This window comes from uncultured Pseudacidovorax sp., assembly GCF_913773995.1.
Classification (GTDB): Bacteria; Pseudomonadota; Gammaproteobacteria; order Burkholderiales; family Burkholderiaceae_C; genus Xenophilus.
This window is the reverse complement of record NZ_CAJYES010000253.1, coordinates 1-25,089: the sequence shown is the minus strand read 5'-3', so window position 1 is coordinate 25,089 and position 25,089 is coordinate 1. Positions and strand designations below refer to the sequence as shown.

General features: G+C 67.7%; 22 protein-coding genes and 1 tRNA gene. 16 read left to right on the top strand and 7 right to left on the bottom strand.

Annotated features, from left to right (window positions below):
• Positions 1–24 precede the first annotated feature (24 nt).
• The 6 genes from QZ772_RS24820 (at position 25) to QZ772_RS24795 (ending at position 6,567) form a co-directional block, all read left to right on the top strand.
• Entirely contained in the window at positions 25–1,587 is a 1,563-nt protein-coding gene (locus QZ772_RS24820; protein ID WP_295532433.1) for a long-chain-fatty-acid--CoA ligase, read from the top strand.
• A 56-nt stretch (positions 1,588–1,643) separates the two neighbouring features.
• Positions 1,644–2,837 carry a substrate-binding domain-containing protein gene (locus QZ772_RS24815; RefSeq protein ID WP_295532431.1) on the top strand — a complete coding sequence of 398 codons (1,194 nt, stop codon included), beginning with the start codon at positions 1,644–1,646 and terminating at the stop codon, positions 2,835–2,837.
• Between the two features lie 4 nt (positions 2,838–2,841).
• Positions 2,842–3,666: an ABC transporter ATP-binding protein gene (locus QZ772_RS24810; RefSeq protein WP_295532430.1), complete on the top strand. Its 825-nt coding sequence runs from the start codon at positions 2,842–2,844 to the stop codon at positions 3,664–3,666.
• Between the two features lies 1 nt (position 3,667).
• Entirely contained in the window at positions 3,668–4,411 is a 744-nt protein-coding gene (locus tag QZ772_RS24805; RefSeq protein ID WP_295532445.1) for an ABC transporter ATP-binding protein, read from the top strand.
• A gap of 61 nt (positions 4,412–4,472) precedes the next feature.
• Positions 4,473–5,486 (top strand): branched-chain amino acid ABC transporter permease, encoded by a 1,014-nt coding sequence (locus QZ772_RS24800; protein WP_295532443.1) that lies wholly within the window; start codon positions 4,473–4,475, stop codon positions 5,484–5,486.
• Positions 5,487–5,499: 13 nt separating this feature from the next.
• On the top strand, positions 5,500–6,567 hold the full coding sequence (locus QZ772_RS24795) for a branched-chain amino acid ABC transporter permease (protein ID WP_295532428.1): 1,068 nt from the start codon (positions 5,500–5,502) through the stop codon (positions 6,565–6,567).
• 18 nt (positions 6,568–6,585) lie between these two features.
• Here QZ772_RS24795 and QZ772_RS24790 read toward each other — a convergent pair whose 3' ends face one another.
• The gene (locus tag QZ772_RS24790) at positions 6,586–7,311 is read right to left on the bottom strand and encodes a GntR family transcriptional regulator (protein WP_295532427.1); all 726 of its coding nucleotides are present in this window, start codon (positions 7,309–7,311) and stop codon (positions 6,586–6,588) included.
• A gap of 289 nt (positions 7,312–7,600) precedes the next feature.
• Here QZ772_RS24790 and QZ772_RS24785 point away from each other — a divergent pair, with 289 nt between their 5' ends.
• The 5 genes from QZ772_RS24785 to QZ772_RS24765 all read left to right on the top strand — a co-directional run bounded on the left by QZ772_RS24785 (position 7,601) and on the right by QZ772_RS24765 (position 12,460).
• Positions 7,601–8,803 carry an acyl-CoA dehydrogenase family protein gene (locus tag QZ772_RS24785; protein WP_295532424.1) on the top strand — a complete coding sequence of 401 codons (1,203 nt, stop codon included), beginning with the start codon at positions 7,601–7,603 and terminating at the stop codon, positions 8,801–8,803.
• Between the two features lie 43 nt (positions 8,804–8,846).
• Positions 8,847–9,701 carry an AraC family transcriptional regulator gene (locus tag QZ772_RS24780; RefSeq protein WP_295532422.1) on the top strand — a complete coding sequence of 285 codons (855 nt, stop codon included), beginning with the start codon at positions 8,847–8,849 and terminating at the stop codon, positions 9,699–9,701.
• A 31-nt stretch (positions 9,702–9,732) separates the two neighbouring features.
• The gene (locus QZ772_RS24775; RefSeq protein ID WP_295532420.1) at positions 9,733–10,536 is read left to right on the top strand and encodes an SDR family oxidoreductase; all 804 of its coding nucleotides are present in this window, start codon (positions 9,733–9,735) and stop codon (positions 10,534–10,536) included.
• Positions 10,537–10,677: 141 nt separating this feature from the next.
• Positions 10,678–11,085 carry a GFA family protein gene (locus tag QZ772_RS24770; RefSeq protein WP_295532418.1) on the top strand — a complete coding sequence of 136 codons (408 nt, stop codon included), beginning with the start codon at positions 10,678–10,680 and terminating at the stop codon, positions 11,083–11,085.
• Between the two features lie 199 nt (positions 11,086–11,284).
• Positions 11,285–12,460 (top strand): sensor domain-containing diguanylate cyclase, encoded by a 1,176-nt coding sequence (locus QZ772_RS24765; protein WP_295532416.1) that lies wholly within the window; start codon positions 11,285–11,287, stop codon positions 12,458–12,460.
• Between the two features lie 234 nt (positions 12,461–12,694).
• Here the strand turns inward: QZ772_RS24765 and QZ772_RS24760 are convergent.
• From QZ772_RS24760 to QZ772_RS24750, 3 genes are all read right to left on the bottom strand, one after another.
• Positions 12,695–12,770, bottom strand: a tRNA-Ala gene (locus QZ772_RS24760).
• 36 nt (positions 12,771–12,806) lie between these two features.
• Complete coding sequence (locus QZ772_RS24755; RefSeq protein ID WP_295532414.1) at positions 12,807–13,784, bottom strand: GMP reductase; 978 nt, start codon at positions 13,782–13,784, stop codon at positions 12,807–12,809.
• Between the two features lie 226 nt (positions 13,785–14,010).
• The gene (locus tag QZ772_RS24750) at positions 14,011–14,673 is read right to left on the bottom strand and encodes an OmpW family protein (RefSeq protein WP_295532412.1); all 663 of its coding nucleotides are present in this window, start codon (positions 14,671–14,673) and stop codon (positions 14,011–14,013) included.
• A 211-nt stretch (positions 14,674–14,884) separates the two neighbouring features.
• On the opposite strand from QZ772_RS24750, the gene azu reads away from it, so the two are divergent.
• Positions 14,885–15,337: an azurin gene (azu, locus tag QZ772_RS24745; protein WP_295532410.1), complete on the top strand. Its 453-nt coding sequence runs from the start codon at positions 14,885–14,887 to the stop codon at positions 15,335–15,337.
• Between the two features lie 47 nt (positions 15,338–15,384).
• Positions 15,385–17,799, top strand: a complete 2,415-nt coding sequence (locus QZ772_RS24740; protein ID WP_295532408.1) for a UvrD-helicase domain-containing protein — start codon at positions 15,385–15,387, stop codon at positions 17,797–17,799.
• Positions 17,800–17,823: 24 nt separating this feature from the next.
• On the opposite strand, the gene QZ772_RS24735 is transcribed toward QZ772_RS24740, so the two are convergent.
• From QZ772_RS24735 to QZ772_RS24725, 3 genes are read right to left on the bottom strand one after another with little or no spacing between them, the layout of a single operon-like run.
• A complete protein-coding gene (locus QZ772_RS24735) occupies positions 17,824–18,621 on the bottom strand; it encodes a BPSS1780 family membrane protein (RefSeq protein ID WP_295532406.1) in 798 nt (265 codons plus the stop codon).
• 41 nt (positions 18,622–18,662) lie between these two features.
• Positions 18,663–19,715: a homoserine kinase gene (locus tag QZ772_RS24730; protein ID WP_295532404.1), complete on the bottom strand. Its 1,053-nt coding sequence runs from the start codon at positions 19,713–19,715 to the stop codon at positions 18,663–18,665.
• A 7-nt stretch (positions 19,716–19,722) separates the two neighbouring features.
• Positions 19,723–20,091: a hypothetical protein gene (locus tag QZ772_RS24725; protein WP_295532402.1), complete on the bottom strand. Its 369-nt coding sequence runs from the start codon at positions 20,089–20,091 to the stop codon at positions 19,723–19,725.
• A gap of 122 nt (positions 20,092–20,213) precedes the next feature.
• Here QZ772_RS24725 and polA point away from each other — a divergent pair, with 122 nt between their 5' ends.
• From polA to QZ772_RS24710, 3 genes are all read left to right on the top strand, one after another.
• The gene (gene polA, locus QZ772_RS24720) at positions 20,214–23,000 is read left to right on the top strand and encodes a DNA polymerase I (protein WP_295532400.1); all 2,787 of its coding nucleotides are present in this window, start codon (positions 20,214–20,216) and stop codon (positions 22,998–23,000) included.
• Positions 23,001–23,080: 80 nt separating this feature from the next.
• Positions 23,081–24,376, top strand: a complete 1,296-nt coding sequence (locus tag QZ772_RS24715) for a M20/M25/M40 family metallo-hydrolase (RefSeq protein ID WP_295532398.1) — start codon at positions 23,081–23,083, stop codon at positions 24,374–24,376.
• A gap of 167 nt (positions 24,377–24,543) precedes the next feature.
• A partial coding sequence (locus tag QZ772_RS24710; RefSeq protein ID WP_295532396.1) for a dienelactone hydrolase family protein occupies positions 24,544–25,089 on the top strand: 546 nt, incomplete at its 3' end.

The following is a 25,089-nucleotide window of genomic DNA, read 5'->3' as shown; positions in this document are numbered from 1 at the left end:
CATCACCCACATCGGAGACACGCCATGGAAGACCTCACCCTCATCGACGGATTGCGACGCCAGCTCGCCGAGCGGCCGGACGCCACCGCCTACCGGCAGGGCGAGCGGCGGCTCAGCTACCGCGACATCGAGGCCTTCACCAACCGGCTGGCCAACGCCCTGGCCGGTGCGGGCGTGGGACGCGGCTCGCGCGTGGCGGTGCTCACCAAGCAGCATGTCGAATGCATCCTGGTGACGCTGGCTGCCTGCAAGCTGGGGGCCGTGTGCATGCCGGTCAACTGGCGGCTGGCGGCCAAGGAGGTGGAATACATCGTCAACAACGGCGAAGCGCCATTCCTGATGGCCGATGCCGAGTTCCTGCCGCTGCTGGAGAAGGCCGACCTGCCGGGCGTGCGCATCCGCGTGTGCACCACCGAGGGCACGGCACTGCCTTCGCTCGCCCAGTGGTGCGCCGGCCAGTCCGACCATTTCGAGCCGGTGGCCGCGGACACGCATGACGCGGCGCTGCAGCTCTATTCCTCAGGCACTACGGGCCTGCCCAAGGGCGTCGTGCTGACGCATGCAGGGCTGCTTTCCACTTCGCGGGTGGTGTCGCGCGAATGGAAGTTTGACCACCGACATGTGCTGGGCAACCCGTTGCCGGTCTTCCATGTGGCGGGCATGACGATGCTGCTGCTGACGCTCTACACGGGCGGCCAGACCTCGTCGTACCCGGAGTTCGATCCGCGCGGCTACCTGCGTGCCATCGGCGAGCACGGCATCACCCACACCTTCGTGGTGCCGGCCATGATCCTGTTCATGCTGCAGGTGCCCGAGGCCAAGTCCTTCGACTTCAGCCGGCTGCAACTCGTCGCCTACGGGGGCTCCCCGGTGAGCGAGTCGGTGCTGCACCAGGCCTTCGAGGTGTTTGGCTGCGACTTCCTGCAGGTCTATGGCCTGACGGAGGTCTCCGGCCCGGCCACCTTCCTCTTTCCCGAGGACCACCGCGCCGGCGATGCCGAACTGCTGCGTTCGGCGGGCCGACCCATCGGTGGCGGGCGCCTGCGCATCGTCGATCCCATCGACCTCAAGGACCTTCCCGACGGCCAGGTGGGCGAGATCTGGATCGAGTCCGACCGCAACCTCAAGGAGTACTGGCGCAACCCCGAGGCCACGGCCGCCGCCTACCCGGAAGGCCGCAATGCCAATGGCGGCTGGTTCCGGTCGGGCGACGCGGGCTATGTCAAGAACGGCTATCTCTACATCAACGACCGCATCAAGGACATGATCGTCTCGGGCGGCGAGAACATCTATCCGGCCGAGGTGGAGAACGTGCTGATGCGTCATCCGGCTGTGGCCGACGGCGCCGTCATCGGCGTGCCCGACCCGACCTGGGGCGAATCGGTTAAGGCCTGCGTGGTGCTGCGCCCGGGGGCCACGGCCGATGCGCGCGCCATCATCGACTTCATGCGCGAGAACCTTGCGCACTACAAGTGCCCGAAGACCATCGACATCGTCGAGATGCTGCCACGCAACCCCAGTGGCAAGGTGCTCAAGCGCGTGCTGCGCGAGCCCTACTGGAAAGGCCAGACGCGGGCCGTGAGCTAGGCGCGCATCCCGGGCGCACGAAGAGGCGCCTGTTCCCATCCACAACGGAGACAAGCATGCTGAAGAAAATCGCCATGGCCGCCACCGCGGCTGCGGCCTGCTGGCTCGCGCCACAGGCCTTCGCGCAGGACAAGCCGATCAAGATCGCGCTCATTGCCAGCAAGACCGGGCCGTCCGAGGCCTATGCCCGCGACACCGAGCGGGGGCTGCGGCTGGGCCTCGAATACCTCACCCAGGGCTCGATGACGCTGCTCGGCCGCAAGATCGAGCTGATCGTCAAGGACGACCAGATGAAGCCCGAGCTGTCCAAGGCGATGCTCACCGAGGCGCTGGCGGACGACAAGGCCGACATCGCCATCGGTACCTCCTGGTCCGGCGGCGCGCTCTCGATGGCGCCGGTGGCCGAGGAGTACGGCAAGCTGCTCATGGTCGAGCCGGCCATCGCCGATTCGCTCACGGGCTCGGCCTGGAACAAGTACCTCTTTCGCGCCAGCCGCAACTCGTTCCAGGACGCCCTGGCCAGTGCCGCGGCGCTGAAGGATGGCGACAACGTCGCCTTCCTGGCGCCGGACTATGTCTACGGCAAGGACGGCGTGAAGGCGGCCAAGGAGGCGCTGGCCGCCACCAAAAAGAAGGCGACCGTGGTGCACGAGGAGTACATCCCGCTGTCCACCACCGACTTCACCGCGCCCATGCAACGCATCTTCGACCGCATGAAGGACGTGCAGGGCAAGAAGTACCTGGTGGTGATCTGGGGCGCACCCAATCCCATCCGCAAGATCTCGGAGCTCAACCCGGGCCGCTACGGCATCGAGTTCCTTTCCATCGGTGGGGCCAACCTCGAGAACGCCAAGCCCTGGCGCGGCCTGGACATCACCGGCGGCACCTTCTACTACTACGACTTCCCCAAGAACCCGATGAACGACTGGCTGGTGGCCGAGCACCGCAAGCGCTACCAGATGCCGCCGGACCTGTTCACCGCGGGCGGCTTCGTCACGGCGGCGGCCATCGTGGCTGGGGTGAAGAAGGCCAACTCGGTCGACACGCCCAAGCTCATCGCCGCCATGGAGGGCATGGAGTTCGACACGCCCAAGGGCAAGATGACCTTCCGCAAGGAAGACCACCAGGCGCTGCAGTCGCAGTACCAGTTCCGCATGAAGAAGGCGCCGTCGAACGAGTGGGACCTGTTCGAGCTGGTGCGCGAGATCCCGGCGTCCGAGATGCCGCTGCCGATCACCGTCAAGCGCTGAGCGCATGCACGACGCGACAGCGCAAGTCCGCCCGCCTGAAGCGCGTGCGCCGGTCCTGGAAAGCCGGGGACTGGGCATACGCTTCGGCGGCCATGCCGCGGTGGACGACGTGAGCGCGGCCTTCCATGCGGGAACGCTGACGGCCATCGTCGGGCCCAACGGGGCCGGCAAGACGACCTACTTCAACCTGCTGTCGGGCCAGCTGCCGGCCACGGCCGGCCGGGTGCTGCTGCATGGCGAAGACGTCACCCGGCTCGACGCCGCGCGACGCACGGCCCGCGGCATCGGCCGCGCCTTCCAGCTCACCCACCTGTTTCCGCGACTGAGCGTCCTGGAGAACGTGCGCCTGGCGGTGCAGAGCCGCCACCGCGCCGGCTTCAACATGCTGGCCGTGTGGCGCAGCCGGGCCGACCTGGTGGAGCAGGCGCGCCACCAGGTGCAGCAGGTCGGCCTGGCCGCGCGCCTGGACGAGCAGGCGGCGCGGCTGTCGCACGGCGACAAGCGCAAGCTGGAGGTCGCCATCCTGATGGCGCTGGAGCCGCGGGTCGTCATGCTCGACGAGCCCACGGCCGGCATGAGCGTGGACGAGGTGCCCGTCATCCTGGACCTGATCGCCCGCCTCAAGGCGCAGGGCGACCGCACGATCCTTTTGGTGGAGCACAAGATGGACGTGATCCGTTCGCTGGCCGACCGCATCGTCGTGCTGCACAACGGCCGACTGGTGGCTGACGGCATGCCCGCCGAGGTGATGGCCTCGGCCGTCGTGCAGGAGGCCTACCTCGGCGTGCGCCGCCAGCGCACGGCGCGCAGGGAGGTGGCCCATGCATGAGATGCCGGAGCCGAAGACGGGCGACGACGCGCTGCTGTCGCTCACCGGCGTGCACACCCATATCGGCGAATACCACATCCTGCAGGGCGTGGATCTGCAGGTTCCGCGCGCCGGCCTGACGGTGCTGCTGGGCCGCAACGGCGCCGGCAAGAGCACCACGCTGCGCACGATCATGGGCTTGTGGCACGCCAGCCGCGGCGCGCTGCGCTTCGACGGCGAGGACATCACCGCCGCGCGTACGCCGGACATCGCACGCCGCGGCATCGCCTTCGTTCCCGAGGACATGGGCGTGTTCGCAGGGCTCACGGTGCAGGAGAACCTGCGCCTGGCGGCCATCGGCGGGCGCTTCGACGAGGCGCGGCTGGACTGGATCTTCGACCTGTTCCCGGCGCTCAAGCGCTTCTGGTTGCGGCCGGGCGGCACGCTGTCGGGCGGCCAGAAGCAGATGGTGGCCATCGCCCGCGCCATCATCGAGCCGCGCAAGCTGCTGCTGATCGACGAGCCCACCAAGGGCCTGGCGCCGGCCATCGTCGACAACCTGGCCGATGCCTTCGAGGCCCTGAAGGCCCGCGGCACCACCATCCTGCTGGTGGAGCAGAACTTCCACTTCGTGCGCGCGCTGGGCGACCATGTCGCCGTGATGGACGACGGCCGCATCGTGCACACCGGCACCATGGCCGCGCTGGACGCGGACGAGGCGCTGCAGGCCCGGCTGCTCGGCCTGCATGCCGGCGCCGTCCATTGAGGGAGACCGACGAATGTCCGCCACCGACTCCACCCTGGCGACGCCGCCGCAGGCCGCCGCCATGCCCGCCGCAGCTGCGGCGCTGGAGGCACTGCCAGGCCGGCGCCGCGACCTGGTGCCCGTCCTGGTCATCCTGGCCTTCATCGCCGTCGCGCTGCCGGTCACTGGCAGCCTGCCCACCTGGGTCACCCTGACCGTGGCGGCCCTGGCCATGGGCATGATGCTGTTCATCATGGCCAGCGGCCTCACGCTGGTCTTCGGCCTCATGGACGTGATGAATCTCGGCCACGCGGCCTTCGTGGCGGTCGGCGCCTACACCGCGACGCTGATGGTCGGGCCGTTGCAGGGGCTGCTGCAGTCCGCGTCGGTCTGGGCCGGCATGGCCGCGGTCCTGGCCGTGATCGCCGTGGCCATGGCCGTAACGGCACTGCTGGGCTGGGTGTACGAGCGACTGTTCGTGAAGCCGGTCTACGGTGACCATCTCAAGCAGATCCTCATCACCATTGGCGCCATGATCGTCATGGAGCAGCTCGTGCTGGTGGTGTTCGGTGCCAACCAGATGCTGCTGCCACTGCCCGAGGCGCTGCGTGGCTCGATCCTGCTGGGCGATGTGGCCATCGAACGCTACCGGCTGCTGGCCGTGGCTGTGGGGCTGGCCGTCTTCATCGGGCTGACGCTGGTGCTCGGGCGCACGCGCATCGGCCTGCTGATCCGCGCGGGCGTGGAGAACCGCGCCATGGTCGAGGCCCTCGGCTACCGCGTCCGCACGGTGTTCGTGGGCGTGTTCGTGGCCGGCTCGGCACTGGCGGGCCTGGGCGGCGTGATGTGGGGCTTCTACCGCGAGCAGTTCACCGTGGCCATCGGCGCCGAGGTGCTGGTGCAGATGCTCATCATCGTCATCATCGGTGGGCTGGGTTCGGTGGCCGGCTGCTTCGCCGGCGCCATGCTGGTGGCGCTGACCACCAATTACGTGAGCTTCCTGATGCCCGATCTGGCGCTGGTCTCCAACATCCTCGTGATGATGGCCGTGCTGTTGTGGCGACCGCAGGGGCTGTACCCGGTGCACAAGCCGTAAGTGGACGTCCGCCATGCTCATGCGAATCCTTTCCGGCGACCTGCCGCGCAGCCGGGCGCTCACCGTGCTGCTGCTCCTGGTGCTGTTCTATCTGGCGACGGCGCCCTTCCTCTTCTCTGGCGCCCGCCCGCTGAACGTGGCGGCCACCATCTGCGTGTTCATCGTGCTGGTGGCGTCCTTCGACCTGCTGCTCGGCTATTGCGGCGTGGTGTCCTTCGCGCATGCCATGTTCTATGGCATCGGCGCCTACGGCGTGGCCATCGCGATGCACACGCTGGGGCCTACCTGGACGGCCATGGGCGTCGGCGCGCTGGCGGCGATCGGGCTGTCGGTGCTGCTGTCCTTCCTGATCGCGCTGATCTCGCTGCGGGTGAAGGCCATCTTCTACACCATGATGACGCTGGCCTTCGGCGCTGCCTTCGGGGCCCTGGTGATGCGCCTGAGCGGCATCACCGGCGGCGACGACGGCCGCACCTTCCGTCTGCCGCAGGCCCTGACGCCGGCCTTCCGGCTGGTCGAGGACGAGGTGCTGGGCACGGCCATCAACGGCCGGTTGCTGACCTACTACCTGGTCTTTGGCGTGTCGCTGCTGCTCTTCCTGCTCATGCTGCGCGTGGTCAACTCCCGCTTCGGGCGCGTGCTGGAGGCCATCCGCGAGAACGAGTTCCGGGCCGAGGCCATCGGCTATCGCACGCTCCACTACCGCATCGCCGTCAACTGCCTGGCCGCGGCGCTGGCCACCTGCGCCGGCATCCTGATGGCGCTGTGGCTGCGCTACGTGGGGCCACAGACCACGGTGGGCTTCAACGTGATGCTCAACATCCTGCTGATGGCCGTGATCGGTGGGCTGGGCACCATCTACGGCGCGGTCATCGGCGTGACGCTGTACATCGTGGCCGAGAACTACCTGCAGAGCCTGATGGCGGGGCTCAGCGGCGCCCTGGCCGCCGCGCCGCTGCTGGCCAAGCTGTTCCACCCCGACCGCTGGATGCTCTGGTTCGGCCTGGTGTTCGTGCTGTCGGTGTACTTCTTCCCGAGTGGCGTCGTGGGCCGGCTGCGTATGGCCGTGGTTCGGCGCTGAGGACCCGCCCGGCCGCGCTCAGTCCAGGGCGAGCCCGCGCATGCGGGGCAGGGTGCGCTCGCCGGACTTCTGCAGATGGCGGCGCATGCGCTTTTCCGCCTTGTCGGCATCGCCCTGCAGGATCGCTTCGGTGATGCCGCGGTATTCGGCCACCATGGCGCGCACATCGGCGGGCGTGAGCAGGTGATGGAACTGGGCTCGGAAGAGATGGGCCCGGGCCTGCGGCAGCACGCGGTCGAGTTCCGGGCTGGCCGCGATGTCGAACATGACCTTGTAGTAGTTGGCGCGTGCGTCGAGCACGTGGTCCAGCGCCTCGGGCGTCTCGGCGCGCACGAGCTTGTGCGCGGCCGCCTCGAAGCGCCTGGCGTTGTCGCCCAGGTGGATGCGCTGGGCGGCCAGGCGTGCGGCCAGGCCCGACAGCACCTCCAGCACGCCCAGCAGGCTGGTCGCGTCCTCGCGGGTGAGCGAGCGGATGACGGCGCCCCGGTGCGGTGTGAGTTCGACCACACCGCTGGCGGCCAGGATGCGCAACGCCTCGCGCACCGTGCTGCGGCCCACGCCCAGGTCGCGCATCAGGTCGGTTTCGACCAAGCGCTGGCCCACCACGAACCGGCGATTGAGGATGCCCTTGCCGATCGCGTCGGCCACGCGGTCGGGCGTGCTGCGGGGATGGCCTGTGGAGACGGTGACGGGTGTCTTGCGCGCGGCGGGGCGGCGTGGGGCAGTGGGCTTGCTGTCGCTCATGGGGTGGATGTCTTCCTGCGTCATTGTCAGGCGATGCGGGTGCGAAGTGGGCACTGCGCCGGCACATGGCGGGGCGCCCCAGCCGGTGGACGCAAGACGGCAAGGGGCCCTTGTTCTACGCTGCGGATCTGCGCCGATCGGCGTTGCGGCGCCGCCTGAAGCGCGTCGCCCACGCGACCGAGGCCGGGGCAAGTCCCTAAGATCGTCTGACGAAATCCTCCTACTATCCGGCCGACACCTCGCGGACCCATGTGGCCCGCTGCTTGCCCCACCTCTCGAAAGGCCTCCCGTGTTTGCGTTCTCTCCCCAAGTCCAGGAACTGCAGCAGCGCCTGCTTGCCTTCATGGACGAGCACATCTATCCCAACGAGGACCGCTACTACAAGGAGGCCGAGGCGCTGGGTCCCTGGAAGGTCGCTCCGATCCTGGAGGAGCTCAAGCCGAAGGCGCGCGAGGCGGGTCTGTGGAATCTCTTCCTGCCCGACTCCGGGTACGGCGCCGGCCTGAGCAATTTCGACTACGCGCCGCTGTGCGAGATCATGGGCCGCTCGCACCTGGCGCCCGAGGTGTTCAACTGCTCGGCGCCTGACACCGGCAACATGGAGGTGCTGGCGCGCTACGGCACGCCCGAGCAGCAGGCGCGCTGGCTCACGCCGCTGCTGGCGGGGGAGATCCGCTCCTGCTTCGCCATGACGGAGCCTGCCGTCGCCTCCAGCGATGCCACGAACATCGAGTCGAGCATCATGCGGGACGGCGACCACTACGTCATCAACGGCCACAAGTGGTATACGACCAACGCCACCGACCCGCGCTGCCGCATCTGCATCTTCATGGGCAAGTCCGATCCGGACAACGCCGACCGCCATCGGCAGCAATCCATGATCCTCGTGCCGATGGACACGCCCGGCGTGAAGGTGGTGCGGCCCATTGCGGTGTTCGGCTTCTACGGCGTGCCCGACCGTGCGTCGGAGGTGATCTTCGAGAACGTGCGCGTTCCTGCGGCCAACATGCTGCTGGGCGAGGGCCGCGGCTTCGAGATCGCGCAGGGCCGGCTGGGGCCGGGCCGCATTCATCACTGCATGCGGCTTGTGGGCCTGGCCGAGCGCATGCTGGAGCGCATGTGCCGACGCAGCCTCTCGCGCGTGGCCTTCGGCAAGCCGATTGCGCAACAGGGTGTGACGCTGGAGCGCATCGCGCAGGCCCGCATCCTGATCGAGCAGGCGCGCTTGCTCACGCTCAATGCGGCGCACCGCATGGACACGCTGGGCAACAAGGGCGCCAAGGCGGACATCGCCATGATCAAGGTCGCGGCACCGCAGATGGCGTGCCAGGTGATCGACTGGGTGATCCAGGCCCATGGCGGTGGCGGCACCAACAACGACCTGGGCATCGCCTCGGCCTATGCCACCGCGCGGCTGCTGCGCTTGGCCGATGGCCCCGACGAGGTGCATTGCGCCCAGATCGGCAAGCTCGAGCTGGCCAAGTACCGATGAGCAAGCGAAACGCTCCCGCCGACAGACTGCCGAGGAGACCATGATGGCCAGTTCGATCGATCCCGCATGCGACCGCGCCTTCGGCACAGCCACGGCGGCCGAGCCGTCCGAGCCGCTGATGTGGCTTAACACCGACCGCGTGCTGTATGTGGGCCTGCTGGGCGCGCCTTCGGTGCGCACCTTCGGCGCCTATTCGCTGTACCTGTCGCTCGCGCGCCCGCATCGCATCTGCGTGGAAGGCGGTCGCTGGGAAGAGACATTGCTGTCGGTGGTACCGCCCTACGTTCCGCATCGCATCGTCTCGGTCGACCGGATGATCTGCAACGTGCTCGTCGAAGCCGACACGGTGCGGGCGGCAGATCTGGGTGGCGTGCTGCGCGCGGGGCGCGGCGCCATTCACGACGCCCAGGCCGTGCAGTCCCTTCGCGAGGCACTACTGCGATTCAGGCTCGGCAGCAGCCGGCAATATGCCAGCACCACCGACTTCGACCGCGCCTTCTTCGGTGCGGCCTTGCCGGCCCGTCCTGTGGACCGGCGCATCGCCCAGGTGCTCGCACGCATCAAGGACGACCCGAACCGCCATTTCCCGGCCGAGGATTGTGCGGCGCACTGCCACCTCTCGGTGTCGCGCTTCCTGCATCTGTTCCGTGCCGAGGTGGATGCGCCGTTCCGCAGCTTTCGCACCTGGCAGCGCGCACGCAGCCTGCTCTATTTCGTCACCCGGAACTCGAACCTGGCCGCCATCGCGCTGGATGTGGGCTACCCAGATTCGACCCATTTCAGCCACTCGATCCGGCAGATCTACGGGCTCACGCCCAAGTCGATCTTTGCCGGCTGCCGGCGGCTGGCGCTCTATGGCAGCGGTGCTGCCGCCCTGCCGCGCTTTGCCTTCCATTGACGCTGCCTCAGTCGCTTGCAGCCTTCCTTCCATGCAGATCGATCTCGACTTCACCGGCCGCCATGTGGTCGTGTTTGGTGGCACCACCGGCATCAACCTGGGCATTGCCGACGCCTTCGCCCGTCAGGGCGCCCGCCTCACCGTGGCGAGCCGCAAGCCGGAGAACGTCGACGCGGCGGTCGCCGCGCTACGCCAGCATGGCGGCGATGTCCAGGGCGTGAGCGCCGACGTGCGCGACTTCGATGCCGTGGGTGCAGCCTTCGCCCGCTCTGCCGAGGCCTTCGGGCCCATCGACGTGCTGGTCTCGGGCGCGGCCGGCAACTTCCTGTGCGCGGCCAAGGACATGTCGGCCAACGGCTTCAAGGTGGTGGTGGACATCGACCTGCTCGGCACCTTCCATGTGCTGCGGCAGGCGCACGCGCATCTGCGCCGGCCGGGTGCCTCGGTCATCAACATCACCGCGCCGCAGTCCTTCGTGCCCATGCGCTACCAGGCCCACGCCAGCGCCGCCAAGGCGGGAGTGGACCAGCTCACACGTGCGCTGGCGCTCGAATGGGGCGAGGAGGGGATCCGGCTCAACGGCATCTCGCCCGGGCCCATCGACGGCACCGAAGGCTTCCGCAAGCTGATGGCGCCGACGCCGGAGGACCGCGAGTTCGCCCGCCGGCAGGTTCCGCTGCAGCGCTTCGGCGGGCTGGACGACATCGCCAACCTGGCCTTGTTCCTGGGCTCGCCCTATGCGGGCTACATCTCGGGTGCCGTGATTCCCTGCGACGGTGGGGGTGCGCTGGAGAGCGTCAAGCCCGCGCTGGAGGCTGCGGGCGCGGCCCTCTGAGCTTGCGCCGCCACGGTGGCGCTCTGCAGCCCGCGGGCCGGCCGCAGTCGCAGGCCCCGGCATGCCCTGTCTGCATCGAGGCGCGACCCTGGCTAAAGTCGACAGGTCGGGGCGACGGCGCCCCCTGCCGAGGAGTCGTCGATGAAGATTCAAGGTGAGTGCTATTGCGGTGCCATCGCCTACGAGGCCGAGGTGGAGCCCGGCACGATCACGGTCTGCCACTGCGCGGATTGCCAGGCGCAGTCGGGTTCCGTGTTCCGCGCCAACATTCCCGCGCCGGCGGCCGGGTTCCGGCTGCTGAGGGGCACGCCGCGCACGTACGTCAAGACGGCGGCCAGTGGAAACCAGCGGCTTCTTGCGTTCTGCGAGGTCTGCGGTAGCTCGCTGTACGCCTGCGCCACGGAGAACCCGCAGGCCTATTCGCTGCGCGTCGGAACGGTGAAGCAACGCCATTCGCTCGGTACGCCGCAGCGGGAGATCTGGACGCGTCGCAGGCTGCCCTGGGTCGGCCTGCCCGAGGGCGTGGCGTCGTTCGACGGGCAGCCTTGATTCGGACGGGGCGCCTGCGGGCTCGGGCCAGCCCAAACGGCGCTCATTGCGGCAGTGGGGCGCAGCCCGACATGCCTCAGAATCGTGGCTGCATGCAAATTCAACGAAAGTTCACAAATCGCGCGCCGCATGGCGGTCGTTCCGAGGCGTTGCGGCGTGATGCACCTGACCTCGCCAGTGCGTGCGCGTCGGTCCGACCGTGAAGATTTTTCCTTACTCATTCGGCCAGCTTTCCCGTGGCAAGCCACGCGTCTATTGGCTCGTGAGCATGAACCGGCGCAACAGGGGCATTTTTTATGTGCTGCTGTTCCTGGCGGTGGGATCACACCTTGCCGTGGTAGGCGCGTCCTTCACGGCCTGGGCGCTTCTGGCGCTCCAGTTCCTTCTTTATCCCCAGTTCGCCTATTTCGCCGCGGTGCGGTCGGAGGATCAGCGCAAGGCCGAACATCGCAACCAGTTGCTGGACGGCTTCTGGGCCGGCTGCTGGATGGCGGGTCTGGGTTTTCCCTTGTGGATCTCTTTCACCATGTTTGCCGGCGCCTGCCTGCACATGGTGGTGTTCTACGGTTTGCGCGGCTTGCCGATGGTTCTCGGTGCCATGGGGCTGGGTGCGGGCATGGTGGCCCTCACCGGGAACTGGAGCGGCACGCATTTCGACACCGATCTGCGCACGACCGCGCTGTCCATGGTGTCGCTGACGCTGTTCTTCGTCACTTACGCGCTCGATGGCTATCGACGTGCCATGTACCAGCACGCCAGTGAAATGAAGCTTCGCGCGCAGGTCGAGGAAATCAAGGCACTGCAGGCCAGGCTTTATGAGCAGACCATGTGCGATCCGCTGACGGGACTGTTCAACCGCCGGCATCTCGAAAAGGCACTGCCGTCCGCGATCGAGTCCGCCCAGGCTGAGGGGCACGAGCTTGCGCTGCTCATCGTGGACATCGACCATTTCAAGAACGTCAATGACCGCTACGGCCACGATGTGGGCGACGAAGTCCTCAAGTCAGTGGCATCGATCATGCAGACGGCCGCGCAGCCGGAGGAATTGGTATACCGCTACGGGGGCGAGGAATTCGTGATTCTGCTGCCGGGCTGCACCGCCGACGCGGCAATGCGGCGTGCCGAACAGTTGCGCAGTCAGTTCCTGCAAACGCCGCTGGTCTTGGGCGAGGGCGCGATCCACGGCACCTTGTCCTGCGGGATTTCCGTCTACCCCACCCACGGCGCGAATGCACGCGAATTGCTCCGATCGGCCGATGCGGCGCTGTACCGTGCAAAAGCCAAAGGCCGCAATCGCAGCGAAATATTCGGTGCATCCACGGTCGAATTCGGTCGGCAGGCGACGGCCGAGACCGGGCAGGGTCAGGTTCGGTGACCATCGAGTCACCCGCGCCTGCAGGACGGTAGTTCCTGTTCGAGGCGATTCTGCAGGAGTGGGCGGAGGGCGTTGACTAATGCGCCGCTCCTGTTGCGTCCAGGGGCACCGAAGCGCCGGGCACGAAGAGGGCGGTGTTGTCAGTATTCCGGACGATCTGCGGGCGCCGTTGCAGGCATGAGCGCCGAGCACCCAAGAAAAAACCCGTTGACGAATCAACGGGTTTGGAAGTGTTGGTGGAGAGGAGGAGGATCGAACTCCCGACCTCCGCATTGCGAACGCGGCGCTCTCCCAGCTGAGCTACCCCCCCAACGCAATCGCGCGATTATAGGCGCAGCGTTGCGGCTCACATCAAGAGGTGCTCGCCCGCGTTGTCGCCGCCAAGGATCACGTAATTGACCTTGCGGATGTCCATCAGCTGCTTGCCGCCCGCGTAGCTCACGGCGCTCTGCAGGTCTTCCTGCATCTCGCGCAGGGTGCCTTCCCAGGTGCCGCGCACCGGCTCCAGGATGCGCTTGCCTTCGACGTGCTTGTACTCGCCCTTGTTGAAGTCCGAGGCCGAGCCGAAGTACTCCTTGTAGCGCTTGCCGTCCACCTCGACCGTCTCGCCAGGGCTCTCTTCCAGGCCGGCCAGCAGCGAGCCGATCATGACCATCGTGGCACCGAACCGGATGCTCTTGGCGATGTCGCCATGCTCGCGGATACCGCCATCGGCAATGATGGGCTTGGTGGCCACGCGGGCGCACCACTTGAGCGCCGACAGCTGCCAGCCGCCTGTGCCGAAGCCGGTCTTGAGCTTGGTGATGCACACCTTGCCGGGGCCGATGCCGACCTTGGTGGCGTCGGCGCCCCAGTTCTCCAGGTCGATCACGGCCTCGGGCGTGCCCACGTTGCCGGCGATCACGAAGGTCTGCGGCAGCTTCTGCTTGAGGTAGCCGATCATGCGCTGCACGCTGTCGGCGTGGCCATGCGCGATGTCGATGGTGACGTAATCAGGCACCAGGCCTTCGGCCGCCATCGCATCCACGGTCTGGTAGTCGGCGTCCTTGACGCCCAGCGAGATCGACGCAAACGCGCCCTGCGACTTCATCCGGCGCGTGAAGGCCAGGTTGTCGAGGTCGAAGCGGTGCATCACATAGAAGTAGCCGTTTTGCGCCAGCCACAGGCAGCGCGCCTCGTCGATGACCGTCTTCATGTTGGCGGGTACCACCGGCAGCTTGAATCGGCGGCTGCCGAGCTGCACGGTGGTGTCGCATTCCGCGCGGCTCTCGACGCGGCATTTGCGCGGCAAGAGCAGAACGTTGTCGTAATCGAAGATCTGCATGGCAGTCCAGGCTCCAGGAATCGTGGTTGAACGAAAGGAATGAGCGCTTGGCCTGGCCGGTCGTCTCGTGCCGCTGCCATCGAGCAGGCGCAGGGCACAAAAAAACCGGGCGCAAGAATCTTGGGCCCGGTGATTGAGTGTAGGCGCGCTCCGGATCGAGCGGCCTATGGGTTCGCGTATAGCCTCTATCAGTGCAAGGTTGTGAGGCTGTCGCGGGGGTTCTGGGTCAGAAGCGGTAACCGATGCCCACACCGACCAGCCACGGGTCGATCTTGACCTTCGAGACGGTCTGCCAGCCCAGCCGCACGTCGGAGTCGATCTTGACCTTCTTCACGTCGAAGTTCAGGAACCACTGCGGCGCGATCTTGATGTCCACGCCCGCGCCCACGGCCAGGCCGACGCTGCTCTTGTCGAGCGACAGGGCTCCCACCGTCGGCACCGCCAGGTGCACCGAGCTGATGCGCGTGTAGTTGAGGCCCACGCCCGCGTAGGGTCGGAAGGTGCCCTCGGGCAGGAAGTGGTACTGCAGCATCAGCGTGGGTGGCAGGTGCTTGAAGCTGCCGATGTCCACCGGGCCGCCCAGGGCGCTCTGCTGGACGGTCACGCGCTGCTTCTGCGGCACGGTGAGCACCAGCTCGGCCGCGATGTTGGGCGTGAAGAAGTAGCTCACATCCAACTCGGGGATGGTCTTGTCGTTGACGTGGATGGCGTCGGCCGGCACTGCCAGGGAGGGGATCGCGCTCGACTTGTTGGCCGTATCGAGCCGAACGGCGCGTGCACGCACGAGCCAGTTGCCTTCAGGCGTGGAGGTGCTCTGGGCAAAGGCGCCGCCGCTCAGCAGCGCGGCAATGAGGAGGGTGGTGCCCCGGAGGGCGAACAGTCTGGACATACGCTGTGCTCTGTTGTGAATGCGAGTTCAGTGTCTGCCGCGTGCAAACGGCCGATGTTGACGCGGCGCAAGCCGGCGGGGCCATGCGAAGGCCACTGCCGGTTGCTTGATCCATGTCATGCGGACGCTGTGGTGCGCTTCGCACAATGCCGCTGCGGTTCGCGAAGGCGCGGCCGCATTCCGACTTCAACCGCATCCCGAAAGACTCTCCATGTCGTCTCGCTTCATCGTTGCCGCAGTCCTGCTGGCCGCTGTCTCCACGCCCCTCTATGCCGCCGATTGCAGTGTGCAGATCGAAGGCAACGACGCCATGCAGTTCAACAAGACCGCCATCGAAGTGCCCAAGGCCTGCAAGAGCTTCACCGTGCAGCTCAAGCACGCCGGCAAGATGCCAAAGGCCGCGATGGGCCACAACTGGGTGCTGGCCAAGACCGCCGACGTGCAGGCCGTGGCCAACGATGGCATCGCGGCCGGCCTGGAAAAGCAGTACGTCAAGCCCGGCGACACCCGCGTGATCGCCCACACCAAGGTCGTGGGCGGCGGCGAGAGCGACTCGGTGGCGGTGGACGTGAGCAAGCTCAAGGCCGGCGAGAGCTACACCTACTTCTGCTCCTTCCCCGGCCATTCGGCGCTCATGAAGGGCAGCTTCGCGCTGGCCAAGTAAGCAGCCCTGCGCGGGGCTGCGCGTGCCCCGCTTCCTACAATCGCGGGATGTCTTTTCCTGGCCCCCACGCCGAGCCGACGGCGGCCGACTCCCCCCTTCTTGCCAACCTCAACGACGAGCAGCGCGCGGCCGTCACGCTGCCCGAGGGGCATTCGCTCATCCTGGCGGGCGCAGGCTCCGGCAAGACGCGCGTGCTCACCACGCGCATCGCCTGGCTGATCTCCACCGGCCAGGTGTCGCCCGGCGGCGTGCTGGCCGTCACCTTCACCAACAAGGCCGCCAAGGAGATGATGACGCGCCTGACGGCGCTGCTGCCCGTCAATGTGCGCGGCATGTGGATCGGCACCTTCCACGGCTTGTGCAACCGCTTCCTGCGTGCGCACTGGAAACTGGCCAACCTGCCGCAGAGCTTCCAGATCCTGGACACGCAGGACCAGCTCTCGGCCATCAAGCGGTTGATGAAGCAGTTCAACGTCGATGACGAGCGCTTCCCGGCCAAGCAGACGCAATGGTTCATCGCCGGTGCCAAGGAAGACGGCCTGCGCCCCGGCGACATGCAGGCCCGCGGCGAGGACGACCGCAAGAAGATCGAGCTGTATGCGCTGTACGAAGAGCAGTGCCAGCGCGAAGGTGTGGTCGACTTCGGCGAGCTGATGCTGCGCAGCTATGAGCTGCTGCGCGACAACGATGCTGTGCGCGAGCACTACCAGCGGCGCTTTCGCCACATCCTGATCGACGAGTTCCAGGACACCAACCGCCTGCAGTACGCCTGGATCAAGATGCTGGCCGGCCACACCGATGCGCTGGGCCACTTCACGTCCGGCGGCAACAGCGTGCTGGCCGTGGGCGACGACGACCAGAGCATCTATGCCTTTCGCGGCGCGCGCGTGGGCAACATGAGCGACTTCGTGCGCGAGTTCGACGTGCAGCACCAGATCAAGCTGGAGCGCAACTACCGCAGCTTCAGCAACATCCTGGATTCGGCCAACGCGCTCATCAGCCACAACAAGAAGCGCCTGGGCAAGAACCTGCGCACCGACCAGGGCCCGGGCGAGCCGGTGCGCGTGTACGAGGCGCCGAGCGACTTCGCCGAGGCGCAATGGATGGTCGAGGAGATGCGCCAGCTGGTGCGCGACGAGGTCGAGCGCAAGGAGATCGCCGTGCTCTACCGCAGCAATGCGCAGAGCCGGGTGATCGAGACGGCGCTGTTCAACGCCGGCATGCCCTACCGTGTGTATGGCGGCCTGCGCTTCTTCGAGCGGGCCGAGATCAAGCACGTGCTGGCCTATCTGCGCCTGCTGGAGAACGCGGACGACGACACGAGCTTTCTGCGGGTCGTGAACTTTCCGCCCCGCGGCATCGGCGCGCGCAGCATCGAGCAACTGCAGGACGCGGCGCGCAGCCGCGGTGTGTCGCTGGCCAAAGGCGTGGAAGGCCTGCCGGGCAAGGCCGGTGCCAACCTCGGGGCCTTCGTGGCCAAGGTCGACGTCATGCGCGAGCAGACGCAGGGCCTGTCGCTCAAGGAAATCGTCGAGCTGGTGCTGGACGCGAGCGGCCTGGTCGAGCACTACAAGGCCGACCGTGAAGGCGAGGACCGGCTGGAAAACCTGGAAGAACTGGTCAACGCTGCCGAGGCCTTCGTCACGCAGGAAGGCTTTGGCCGCGACGCCGTCGCCCTGCCAGTGGACGAACTGCGCCAGAGCGCCGTCAGCCAGGGGCTGGACCCGAGCCTGCCCGTGCTTGACGATCCGCTCGCGCCCGACGCCGACACGGGCGAAACGCTGAGCCCACTGGCCGCCTTCCTCACGCATGCCGCGCTGGAATCGGGCGACAACCAGGCCCAGGCCGGCCAGGACGCGGTGCAACTGATGACAGTGCACGCGGCCAAGGGCCTGGAATTCGACTGCGTGTTCATCACTGGCATGGAAGAGGGCCTGTTCCCGCACGAGAACTCGCAGAGCGACTTCGAGGGGCTGGAAGAGGAGCGTCGCCTGATGTATGTGGCCATCACGCGTGCGCGGCGCCGGCTGTACCTGAGCCATTCGCAGACGCGGCTCTTGCATGGCCAGACCCGCTACAACCTGCGCAGCCGCTTCTTCGACGAGCTGCCGGAAGAGGCGCTCAAGTGGCTCACGCCCAAGCAGTCAGGCTTCGGGCAGTTCGGCGGCAGCGGCGCAGGCGCTGGCGCGCGCGGCAGCAGTGGTGGCTTCGGCGGCTTCTCGTCGTCGGGCTACAGCGGCGGCTACGCCAGCGGCAGCCCGGCCCCCGCCCCGGTGCCCCAGCGCGCGTCGCCGGCGCATGGCCTGCGCACCGGCATGCAGGTCTTCCACAACAAGTTCGGCGAAGGCACCGTCACGGCGCTGGAAGGCAGCGGCGACGACGCCCGCGCCCAGGTCAAGTTCAACCGCCACGGCATCAAGTGGCTGGCGCTGAGCGTTGCCAAGCTCACGCCGGTCGAGTGATGAAGTGCAGGGCGCGCCGCGCCCTCACTCCACGCTGAAGCTGTCCCGGAAGGTGAACCAGGCGGAGGCGAGGAAGGCGGCCGAGAGCAGGAACGAGCCACCTACCATCACCGCCATGCCGAGCGCGCCTGCGCCGCTCACGGCGATCAGCAGCGAGGCGACCAGGCTCATCAGCAGGCTCAACGCCAGCACGACGCCGGCCCAGGCCAGGCCGTACAGCGTCATGGCGCCCATGTTGCGCCAGCAGGCCACCAGGCTGAAGAAGATGCTCTTGACCGGTGTCACGCCATGCCAGTGCACCAGTGCGGGCGCATGCCAGAAAGCCAGCGCCACCGGCACATAGAACAGCAGCCGCGCCAGCACGGCGATCTGGAAGCCAGTGCTCTGGACTACCTCGGCCTGCGGCGCACCATCGTTGCCGAAGGCGCCGTCGAAGGGATCGCCGAAGATGAGCGTGGCCAGCCCGCCCGCCGCCAACGCGCCCAGTGCATAGAGCAGTCCCAGTACTGCCAGCGGCTTGGCCTGCGCGCGCACGGCCTGCAGGGCCTGCAGAAAGATGCCCGCCGACGCCGCCCGCCCTGCAGCCGGGTCGGGGCGACCATTGACGGTGTGTTCGCTGGCCACCATCAGGGCCAGCGTGGTGGCCGGGCCCAGGGCCACGGCCAGCGGACCACCGATGAGCGGCACCACCGACAGCATCGCGATCGCCGACATGAACAGCATGAACAGCGAAAAGAAGGCCATCGGCTGGCGACGGAAGGCGCGCAGGCCCTCGCGCATCCACTGGACGCCGGTGCGGGGCGAGACGATTTGGAGTTTCATGAGCAGGAGAAGGGGGCGGCCGGGGCCGGCGCAAGGGGCACTCAGGCGCCCAGCGTTTCGGCGACGGGTTCGGCCTGCAGGGCCGGCACCTGCGGCGCACGCACCCGTTCGCGCAGCACGCGCTCGAAATGCGTGGGATCGTGCGGCTTCAGCATGCTGGCTTCGCGCGGGAGGTGGAAGTCCCACAGGCGCGAGATCCAGAAGCGCAGCGCGCCGGCGCGCAGCATCGGGGGAAGCAACTCGCGCTCGGCGGCGCCCAGCGGCCGGCGGGCCTGGTAGGCATCGAGCAGGGCGCGGCTGCGAGCCGGGTCGGCACGGCCGGTGGGCAGGTCGATGGCCCAGTCGTTCAGGCAGACGGCCAGATCGAAGAGCCAGGTGTCGGTCCCGGCGAAGTAGAAATCGAACACGCCCGTGACCACCGGCAGCGTGCCGCCCTTGCCGTCATGGGCAAACATGGCGTTGTCGCGGAACAGGTCGGCATGCACGGGGCCGCGGGGCAGGGCCGCATAGGCCGAGGACTCGGCAACATGGTTCTGGTAGGCCAGTTCGCTGCGAAGCAGCGCGGCCTGGGCGGCCTCCACATGCGGCAGCACGACGGGGACGGTCTCGTTCCACCAAGGCAGGCCGCGCAGGTTGGGCTGGACCTGCCCATAGTCACGCCCCGCCAGGTGCAACTGGGCCAGAAGGTCGCCGAGCGCGCTGCAATGGTCGGCGGTCGGCGCCAACTCGCTGCGGCCTTGCAGTTTGCGCACCACGGCCGCGGGCTTGCCGGCGACGGTGTGCAGCAGCGGGCAGGCGGTGCCGGGGGATGCTGCGTCGAAGAGCGGGCCGCCCTGGGCGCCGAGCGCAGCGGGTTCGGGCACCGGCATGCCGCGTTCCGCCAGATGCTTCATCAGCCCCAGGTAATACGGAAGTTGCTCGGGCGTCAGGCGCTCGAAGAGCGTCAGCACGTACTCGCCCCGGTCGGTAGTGGCGAAGTAGTTGGTGTTCTCGATGCCACCCTCGATGCCGCGCAGCTCGGTGAGTTCGCCCAGTCCCAGGCGGCGCATCAGTTCGGCCGCGTCGTCGGCCCGGACTTCGGTGAAGACCGCCACGGGCGGCTCAGAACTTGAGGACGTTCCAGACGCGCTGACCGCCGCTGGAACTGTTGCCGTCGGTCGCGCCCGTGCGCTGGCGCGTGCCGTCGGTCGGCTGGATGTCGTAGGAGGGCAGGGCCGAGTCCTTGGGCTGGACCGTGATGCTCTGCGTCACGCCGCCGTACCGCACTTCGTCCACCTTGGCGCCGCGGTCTTCCACCGTGATGTGCTCGATCTTCTGGTTGCGGCGGCCGTCCAGCGGCTGCGATTCGGCGGCCGGGGCCGCCGAGGCCGACTCGGGCGACGGGGTCTGGGCATGGCCGAGGGCCGGAAGGAGCGACAGTCCCGCAGCCAGCAGGGCTGCGCGCAGGGACGGGAAGGAATGGGCAGGCATGGTGGGCCGATTGTAGGTGCGCCCCTCTTGTTTCCGAGGCGCTGCCCCCTGTCGTCGAAGGCTGCCGCAACCCGTAGGCGGCGGCGCACAGCTGCGTTGCGGCGGCAGGGGAAAATGGCCGGATGACCGAGAAGAAAACGCTGCTGCTGGTCGATGGCTCCAGCTACCTGTACCGTGCTTTCCATGCGATGCCCGACCTGCGGGCGGTGCCGGGCGACCCGAAGAGCCCGGCCATCGGCGCCATCCGGGGCATGATCAACATGATGCAGGCCCTGCGCCGCGAGGTGCGCGCCGACTATGCCGCCTGCGTGTTCGACGCGCCGGGCAAGACCTTCCGCGACGACTGGTACCCCGAGTACAAGGCCCATCGTGCGCCCATGCCCGACGACCTGCGCACGCAGATCGAGCCGATCCACCATGTAGTGCGTCTACTGGGCTGGCCGGTGCTGTGCGTGCCCGATGTGGAGGCCGACGACGTGATCGGCACGCTGGCGCGCACCGCAGCCGGCCAGGGCATCGAGGTGATCGTGAGCAGCGGCGACAAGGATCTGTCGCAGCTGGTCGACGAACATGTCACCATCATCGACACCATGAGCGGCAAGCGCCGCGACGTGGCGGGTGTGACGGCCGAGTTCGGCGTGCCGCCTTCGCTGATGGTGGACTATCAGACGCTGGTGGGTGATGCGGTGGACAACGTGCCGGGCGTCGACAAGGTCGGCCCCAAGACGGCGGCCAAGTGGCTCACGCAGTACGGCTCGCTCGACGGACTGATCGCCCATGCGGCGGAGGTCAAAGGCCAGGCTGGCGAGAACCTGCGCCGCGCGCTGGACTGGCTGCCGCAGGGCCGGCGCCTGGTCACCATCCGCACCGACTGCGACTTGGCCGGCCACGTGGAAGGCCTGCCGGCGCTGGAGGGCATTGCCATCCAGCCCCTGCAGACCGACGCGCTGAGGGACTTCTACGAGCAGTACGGCTTCAAGAGCCTGGCCAAGAGCCTGGAGGCCCATGCCGCCGCGCCCGAGCTGCTCGGCCATGGTGGCCCGCAGACAGGCGAGGGCACCGGCCTGCTGGACGGCACGCTGGCCGCCGCAGCCGAGCGTGCGAGCAACCTCGTTTACGACACGGTGCTCGACTGGCCGGCCTTTGATGCCTGGATGGCCAAGCTGCAGGCGGCGGAGCTGGTCGCCATCGACACCGAGACCAGCTCGCTCGACGAGATGAAGGCCGAGATCGTCGGCATCAGCTTCAGCGTCACGCCTGGCGAGGCGGCCTATGTGCCGCTGGCGCACGACTATCCCGACGCACCCGAGCAACTGCCGCGCGACGAGGTGCTGGCCCGCATGAAGCCCTGGCTGGAGGACGGCAGCCGACACAAGCTGGGTCAGCACATCAAGTACGACCGCCATGTCTTCGCCAACCACGGCATCGAGGTGCAGGGCTATGTGCATGACACCATGCTGCAGAGCTACGTGCTCGAGGTGCACAAGCCCCACGGGTTGGCCAGCCTGGCCGAACGCCACACGGGCCGCAGCGGCATCGACTACGAGGACCTGTGCGGCAAGGGCGCGCACCAGATTCCCTTCAGCCAGGTGTCCATCGACAAGGCGGCCGAATACTCCTGCGAGGACAGCGACCAGACGCTGGACGTGCACCGCGTGCTGTGGCCGCAGCTGCAGGCCGACGAGCGGCTGAAGTTCGTCTATGAGCTGGAGATCGCCAGCAGCGAGACGCTCTACCGCATCGAGCGCAACGGCGTGCTGATCGATGCCGGCGCGCTGGCATCGCAGAGCCACGAGCTGGGCCAGCGCATCGTGGCGCTGGAACAGCAGGCCTACGAGATCGCCGGCCAGCCCTTCAACCTGGGCAGCCCCAAGCAGATCGGCGACATCTTCTTCAACAAGCTGGGCCTGCCGGTGATCAAGAAGACGCCCAGCGGCGCGCCCAGCACCGACGAAGAGGTGCTGGAAAAGCTGGCCGAGGACTATCCGCTGCCGGCCAAGATCCTGGAGCACCGCGGCCTGTCCAAGCTCAAGGGCACCTACACCGACAAGCTGGCGCAGATGGCGCTGCCACGCACGGGTCGCGTCCATACGCACTATGCGCAGGCGGTGGCGGTGACCGGCCGGCTGTCGAGCAACGACCCCAACCTGCAGAACATTCCGGTGCGCACGGCGGAAGGCCGGCGCATCCGCGAGGCCTTCGTTGCGCCCGAGGGCCGGGTGATCGCCAGCGCCGACTACTCGCAGATCGAGCTGCGCATCATGGCCCACATCAGCGGCGACGAGGCTCTGCTGCGCGCCTTCAACGAAGGCATCGACGTGCACCGTGCGACCGCCGCCGAGGTCTTCGGCAGCACGCCCGACAAAGTCAGCAGCGAGCAGCGCCGCTATGCCAAGGTGATCAACTTTGGGCTGATCTACGGCATGAGCAGCTTCGGCCTGGCGCGCAACCTGGGTATCGACAACACCGCAGCCAAGAGCTACATCGACCGCTACTTCGCCCGCTACCCGGGCGTGAAGAACTACATGGACGAGACCCGTGCCAGCGCCAAGGAGAAGGGTTACGTCGAGACCGTGTTCGGCCGGCGCCTGTACCTGCCCGAGATCCGTTCGCCCAACGGCCCACGGCGCGGTGCGGCAGAGCGCGCTGCCATCAACGCGCCCATGCAGGGCACCGCGGCCGATCTCATCAAGCTCAGCATGAACGCCGTGCAGAAGGCGCTGGATGAAAGGGGCTTGGGCACGAAGATGATCATGCAGGTGCACGATGAACTGGTGTTCGAGGTGCCGGAGGCCGAGGTCGACTGGGTGCGCGCCGAAGTGCCGCGCGTCATGGCGGGCGTGGCCGAGCTCAAAGCGCCGCTGCTGGCCGAGATCGGCTTTGGCCCGAACTGGGAGAAGGCGCATTGATGGGCGTCATCCCCATGCCGCTTCGCGGCCCCCTTGCTCTCTGGCACCTTCGAACGAATCATTCCAATACCCCTGATTCCATGCAACCTAAGCTCCGCTCCCTCATCCTCGCCCTGGCACTGACGGTTGCTGTCGCGCCCGCATTCGCCCAGCGCGACGCGCGCATCGAGACGCTGGCCCAGCAGCAGAAGCAGCCGCTGCTGGACACGCTCTCGCAACTCGTCGCCATCGAATCCGGCAGCCGCGATCTCGATGGCCTGGACCGCATCGCGGCGCTGGTGGCCGGCCGCCTGCGGGCGCTGGGCGGCCAGGTGTCGGTGATCGAGCCCGGCAGCGCCGAGTCGCCCGAGGTCTACCGCATGGGCGACACGCCTGAGCGCATCGGCAAGATGGTGCGCGCCACTTTCGAGGGCACGGGCAAGGCGCGCATCATGCTCATCGCGCATATGGACACGGTCTACACCATCGGCATGGGCGCGCGTCAGCCTTTCCGCGTCGATGGCGACAAGGCCTACGGACTGGGCATCGCCGACGACAAGCAGGGCATCGCGGTGATCCTGCACACCCTGGCCATGCTCAGGGAACTGGGCTTCAAGGACTACGGCCGCATCACTGTGCTGATCAACGGCGACGAGGAGATCAGCTCGCCCGGCTCGCGCGCCCTGATCGCCAAGCTGGGCGCCGAGCATGACGTGGTGATGTCGCACGAGGGCGCCTATGCCAACGACGACAAGCTGTCGCTGGCCACCGCCGGCATCGGTGCCGTCACGCTCAAGGTGCAGGGCAAGGCCTCGCATGCGGGCTCGGCGCCGGAGCGCGGCGTCAATGCCTTCTACGAGATGGCCCACCAGGTGCTGCAGATGCGTGATCTGTCGGACCCGGCCACCGGCCTCAAGATGAACTGGACGGTGGGGCAGGCGGGCAACAACCGCAACGTGATCCCGGCTTCGGCCCAGGCCATGGCCGACGTGCGCGTGAACCAGGTGGCCGATTACGACCGGCTGGAAGGCGCCATCCAGGAACGGGTGAAGAAGCAGCTGATCCCTGAAGCCAAGGTCGAGGCCGTGTTCGAGCGTCGCCGCCCGCCGCTGGAGGCCAATGCCGCCGCGGTGGCGCTGGCCAAACATGCACAGGGCATCTACGGCGAGCTGGGCCGCACGCTGGGCGCCGACGACAAGGTGGCCGGCGGCGGCACCGACGCGGCCTTTGCGGGCCTCTCGGGCAAGGCGGCCGTGGTCGAGCGCTTCGGTCTTCAGGGCTACGGCGCGCACTCCGCCGATGCCGAGTACGTGCTGATCGACTCCATCGCGCCGCGGCTGTACCTGACCACGCGGCTGATCATGGACGTGTCGGCTGGCAAGGTGCCGGCCCGCTGATAAGCCTGGGATCGGCCGTCGACTGATCCGCCCGGCGCTTCCCGGCGTAATGTGAAGGTGGGCCCGTAAGGCTCTGCACGGCCGGCCCTGCACCGCGCAGGGCTTTGCAGGCGCAGCGCCGCGCGCTCCCTAGACTCCGACACCCCTACTGCCAAGGAAGACCCCGCATGTTGAAAGACGACATCCAGCGCGACTTCGATTCCCTGCGGCCCGGCCGCGCCGAGGGCGATGGCGCCAGCCGCCGTACCGCCCTGAAAGCGGCGCTCGGCGTGGGCTATGCCGCCGCCACGCTGCCCATTGCGGCGCAGACGGCTATCCGCACGCCGGCCGACGGCCTGCGCGCCGGGCCGGTCAAGTTCACCGTCGCCGGCTTCGACGTGCCGGCCTATGCCGCCGCGCCGGAAGGACGAACCGGCCTGCCAGTGATCCTGGTGGTCCAGGAAATCTTCGGCGTGCACGAGTACATCGCCGACACCTGCCGCCGCTTCGCCAAGCTGGGCTACCTGGCCATTGCGCCGGAGCTCTTCGCGCGCCAGGGCGATCCGCGCGGCTACACCGACATCCCCAAGCTGATGGCCGACGTGGTCTCCAAGGTGCCCGATGCGCAGGTCATGGCCGACCTGGACGGTGCGCTGGCCTGGGCTGCCGCCAATGGGGGCGACACCAGCCGCGCCGGCATCACCGGCTTTTGTTGGGGTGGCCGGATCACCTGG

What these genes read in the sequence shown, in the direction of transcription:
- QZ772_RS24775 (WP_295532420.1), top strand. Translation starts at nt 9,733, where the DNA reads ATGCAGATCGATCTCGACTTCACCGGCCGCCATGTGGTCGTGTTTGGT.
- QZ772_RS24805 (WP_295532445.1), top strand. Translation starts at nt 3,668, where the DNA reads ATGCCGGAGCCGAAGACGGGCGACGACGCGCTGCTGTCGCTCACCGGC.
- QZ772_RS24755 (WP_295532414.1), bottom strand. Translation starts at nt 13,784, where the DNA reads ATGCAGATCTTCGATTACGACAACGTTCTGCTCTTGCCGCGCAAATGC.
- polA (WP_295532400.1), top strand. Translation starts at nt 20,214, where the DNA reads ATGACCGAGAAGAAAACGCTGCTGCTGGTCGATGGCTCCAGCTACCTG.
- QZ772_RS24725 (WP_295532402.1), bottom strand. Translation starts at nt 20,091, where the DNA reads ATGCCTGCCCATTCCTTCCCGTCCCTGCGCGCAGCCCTGCTGGCTGCG.
- QZ772_RS24770 (WP_295532418.1), top strand. Translation starts at nt 10,678, where the DNA reads ATGAAGATTCAAGGTGAGTGCTATTGCGGTGCCATCGCCTACGAGGCC.
- QZ772_RS24735 (WP_295532406.1), bottom strand. Translation starts at nt 18,621, where the DNA reads ATGAAACTCCAAATCGTCTCGCCCCGCACCGGCGTCCAGTGGATGCGC.
- azu (WP_295532410.1), top strand. Translation starts at nt 14,885, where the DNA reads ATGTCGTCTCGCTTCATCGTTGCCGCAGTCCTGCTGGCCGCTGTCTCC.
- QZ772_RS24820 (WP_295532433.1), top strand. Translation starts at nt 25, where the DNA reads ATGGAAGACCTCACCCTCATCGACGGATTGCGACGCCAGCTCGCCGAG.
- QZ772_RS24750 (WP_295532412.1), bottom strand. Translation starts at nt 14,673, where the DNA reads ATGTCCAGACTGTTCGCCCTCCGGGGCACCACCCTCCTCATTGCCGCG.
- QZ772_RS24740 (WP_295532408.1), top strand. Translation starts at nt 15,385, where the DNA reads ATGTCTTTTCCTGGCCCCCACGCCGAGCCGACGGCGGCCGACTCCCCC.
- QZ772_RS24715 (WP_295532398.1), top strand. Translation starts at nt 23,081, where the DNA reads ATGCAACCTAAGCTCCGCTCCCTCATCCTCGCCCTGGCACTGACGGTT.
- QZ772_RS24790 (WP_295532427.1), bottom strand. Translation starts at nt 7,311, where the DNA reads ATGAGCGACAGCAAGCCCACTGCCCCACGCCGCCCCGCCGCGCGCAAG.
- QZ772_RS24800 (WP_295532443.1), top strand. Translation starts at nt 4,473, where the DNA reads ATGCCCGCCGCAGCTGCGGCGCTGGAGGCACTGCCAGGCCGGCGCCGC.
- QZ772_RS24810 (WP_295532430.1), top strand. Translation starts at nt 2,842, where the DNA reads ATGCACGACGCGACAGCGCAAGTCCGCCCGCCTGAAGCGCGTGCGCCG.
- QZ772_RS24780 (WP_295532422.1), top strand. Translation starts at nt 8,847, where the DNA reads ATGGCCAGTTCGATCGATCCCGCATGCGACCGCGCCTTCGGCACAGCC.
- QZ772_RS24795 (WP_295532428.1), top strand. Translation starts at nt 5,500, where the DNA reads ATGCTCATGCGAATCCTTTCCGGCGACCTGCCGCGCAGCCGGGCGCTC.
- QZ772_RS24815 (WP_295532431.1), top strand. Translation starts at nt 1,644, where the DNA reads ATGCTGAAGAAAATCGCCATGGCCGCCACCGCGGCTGCGGCCTGCTGG.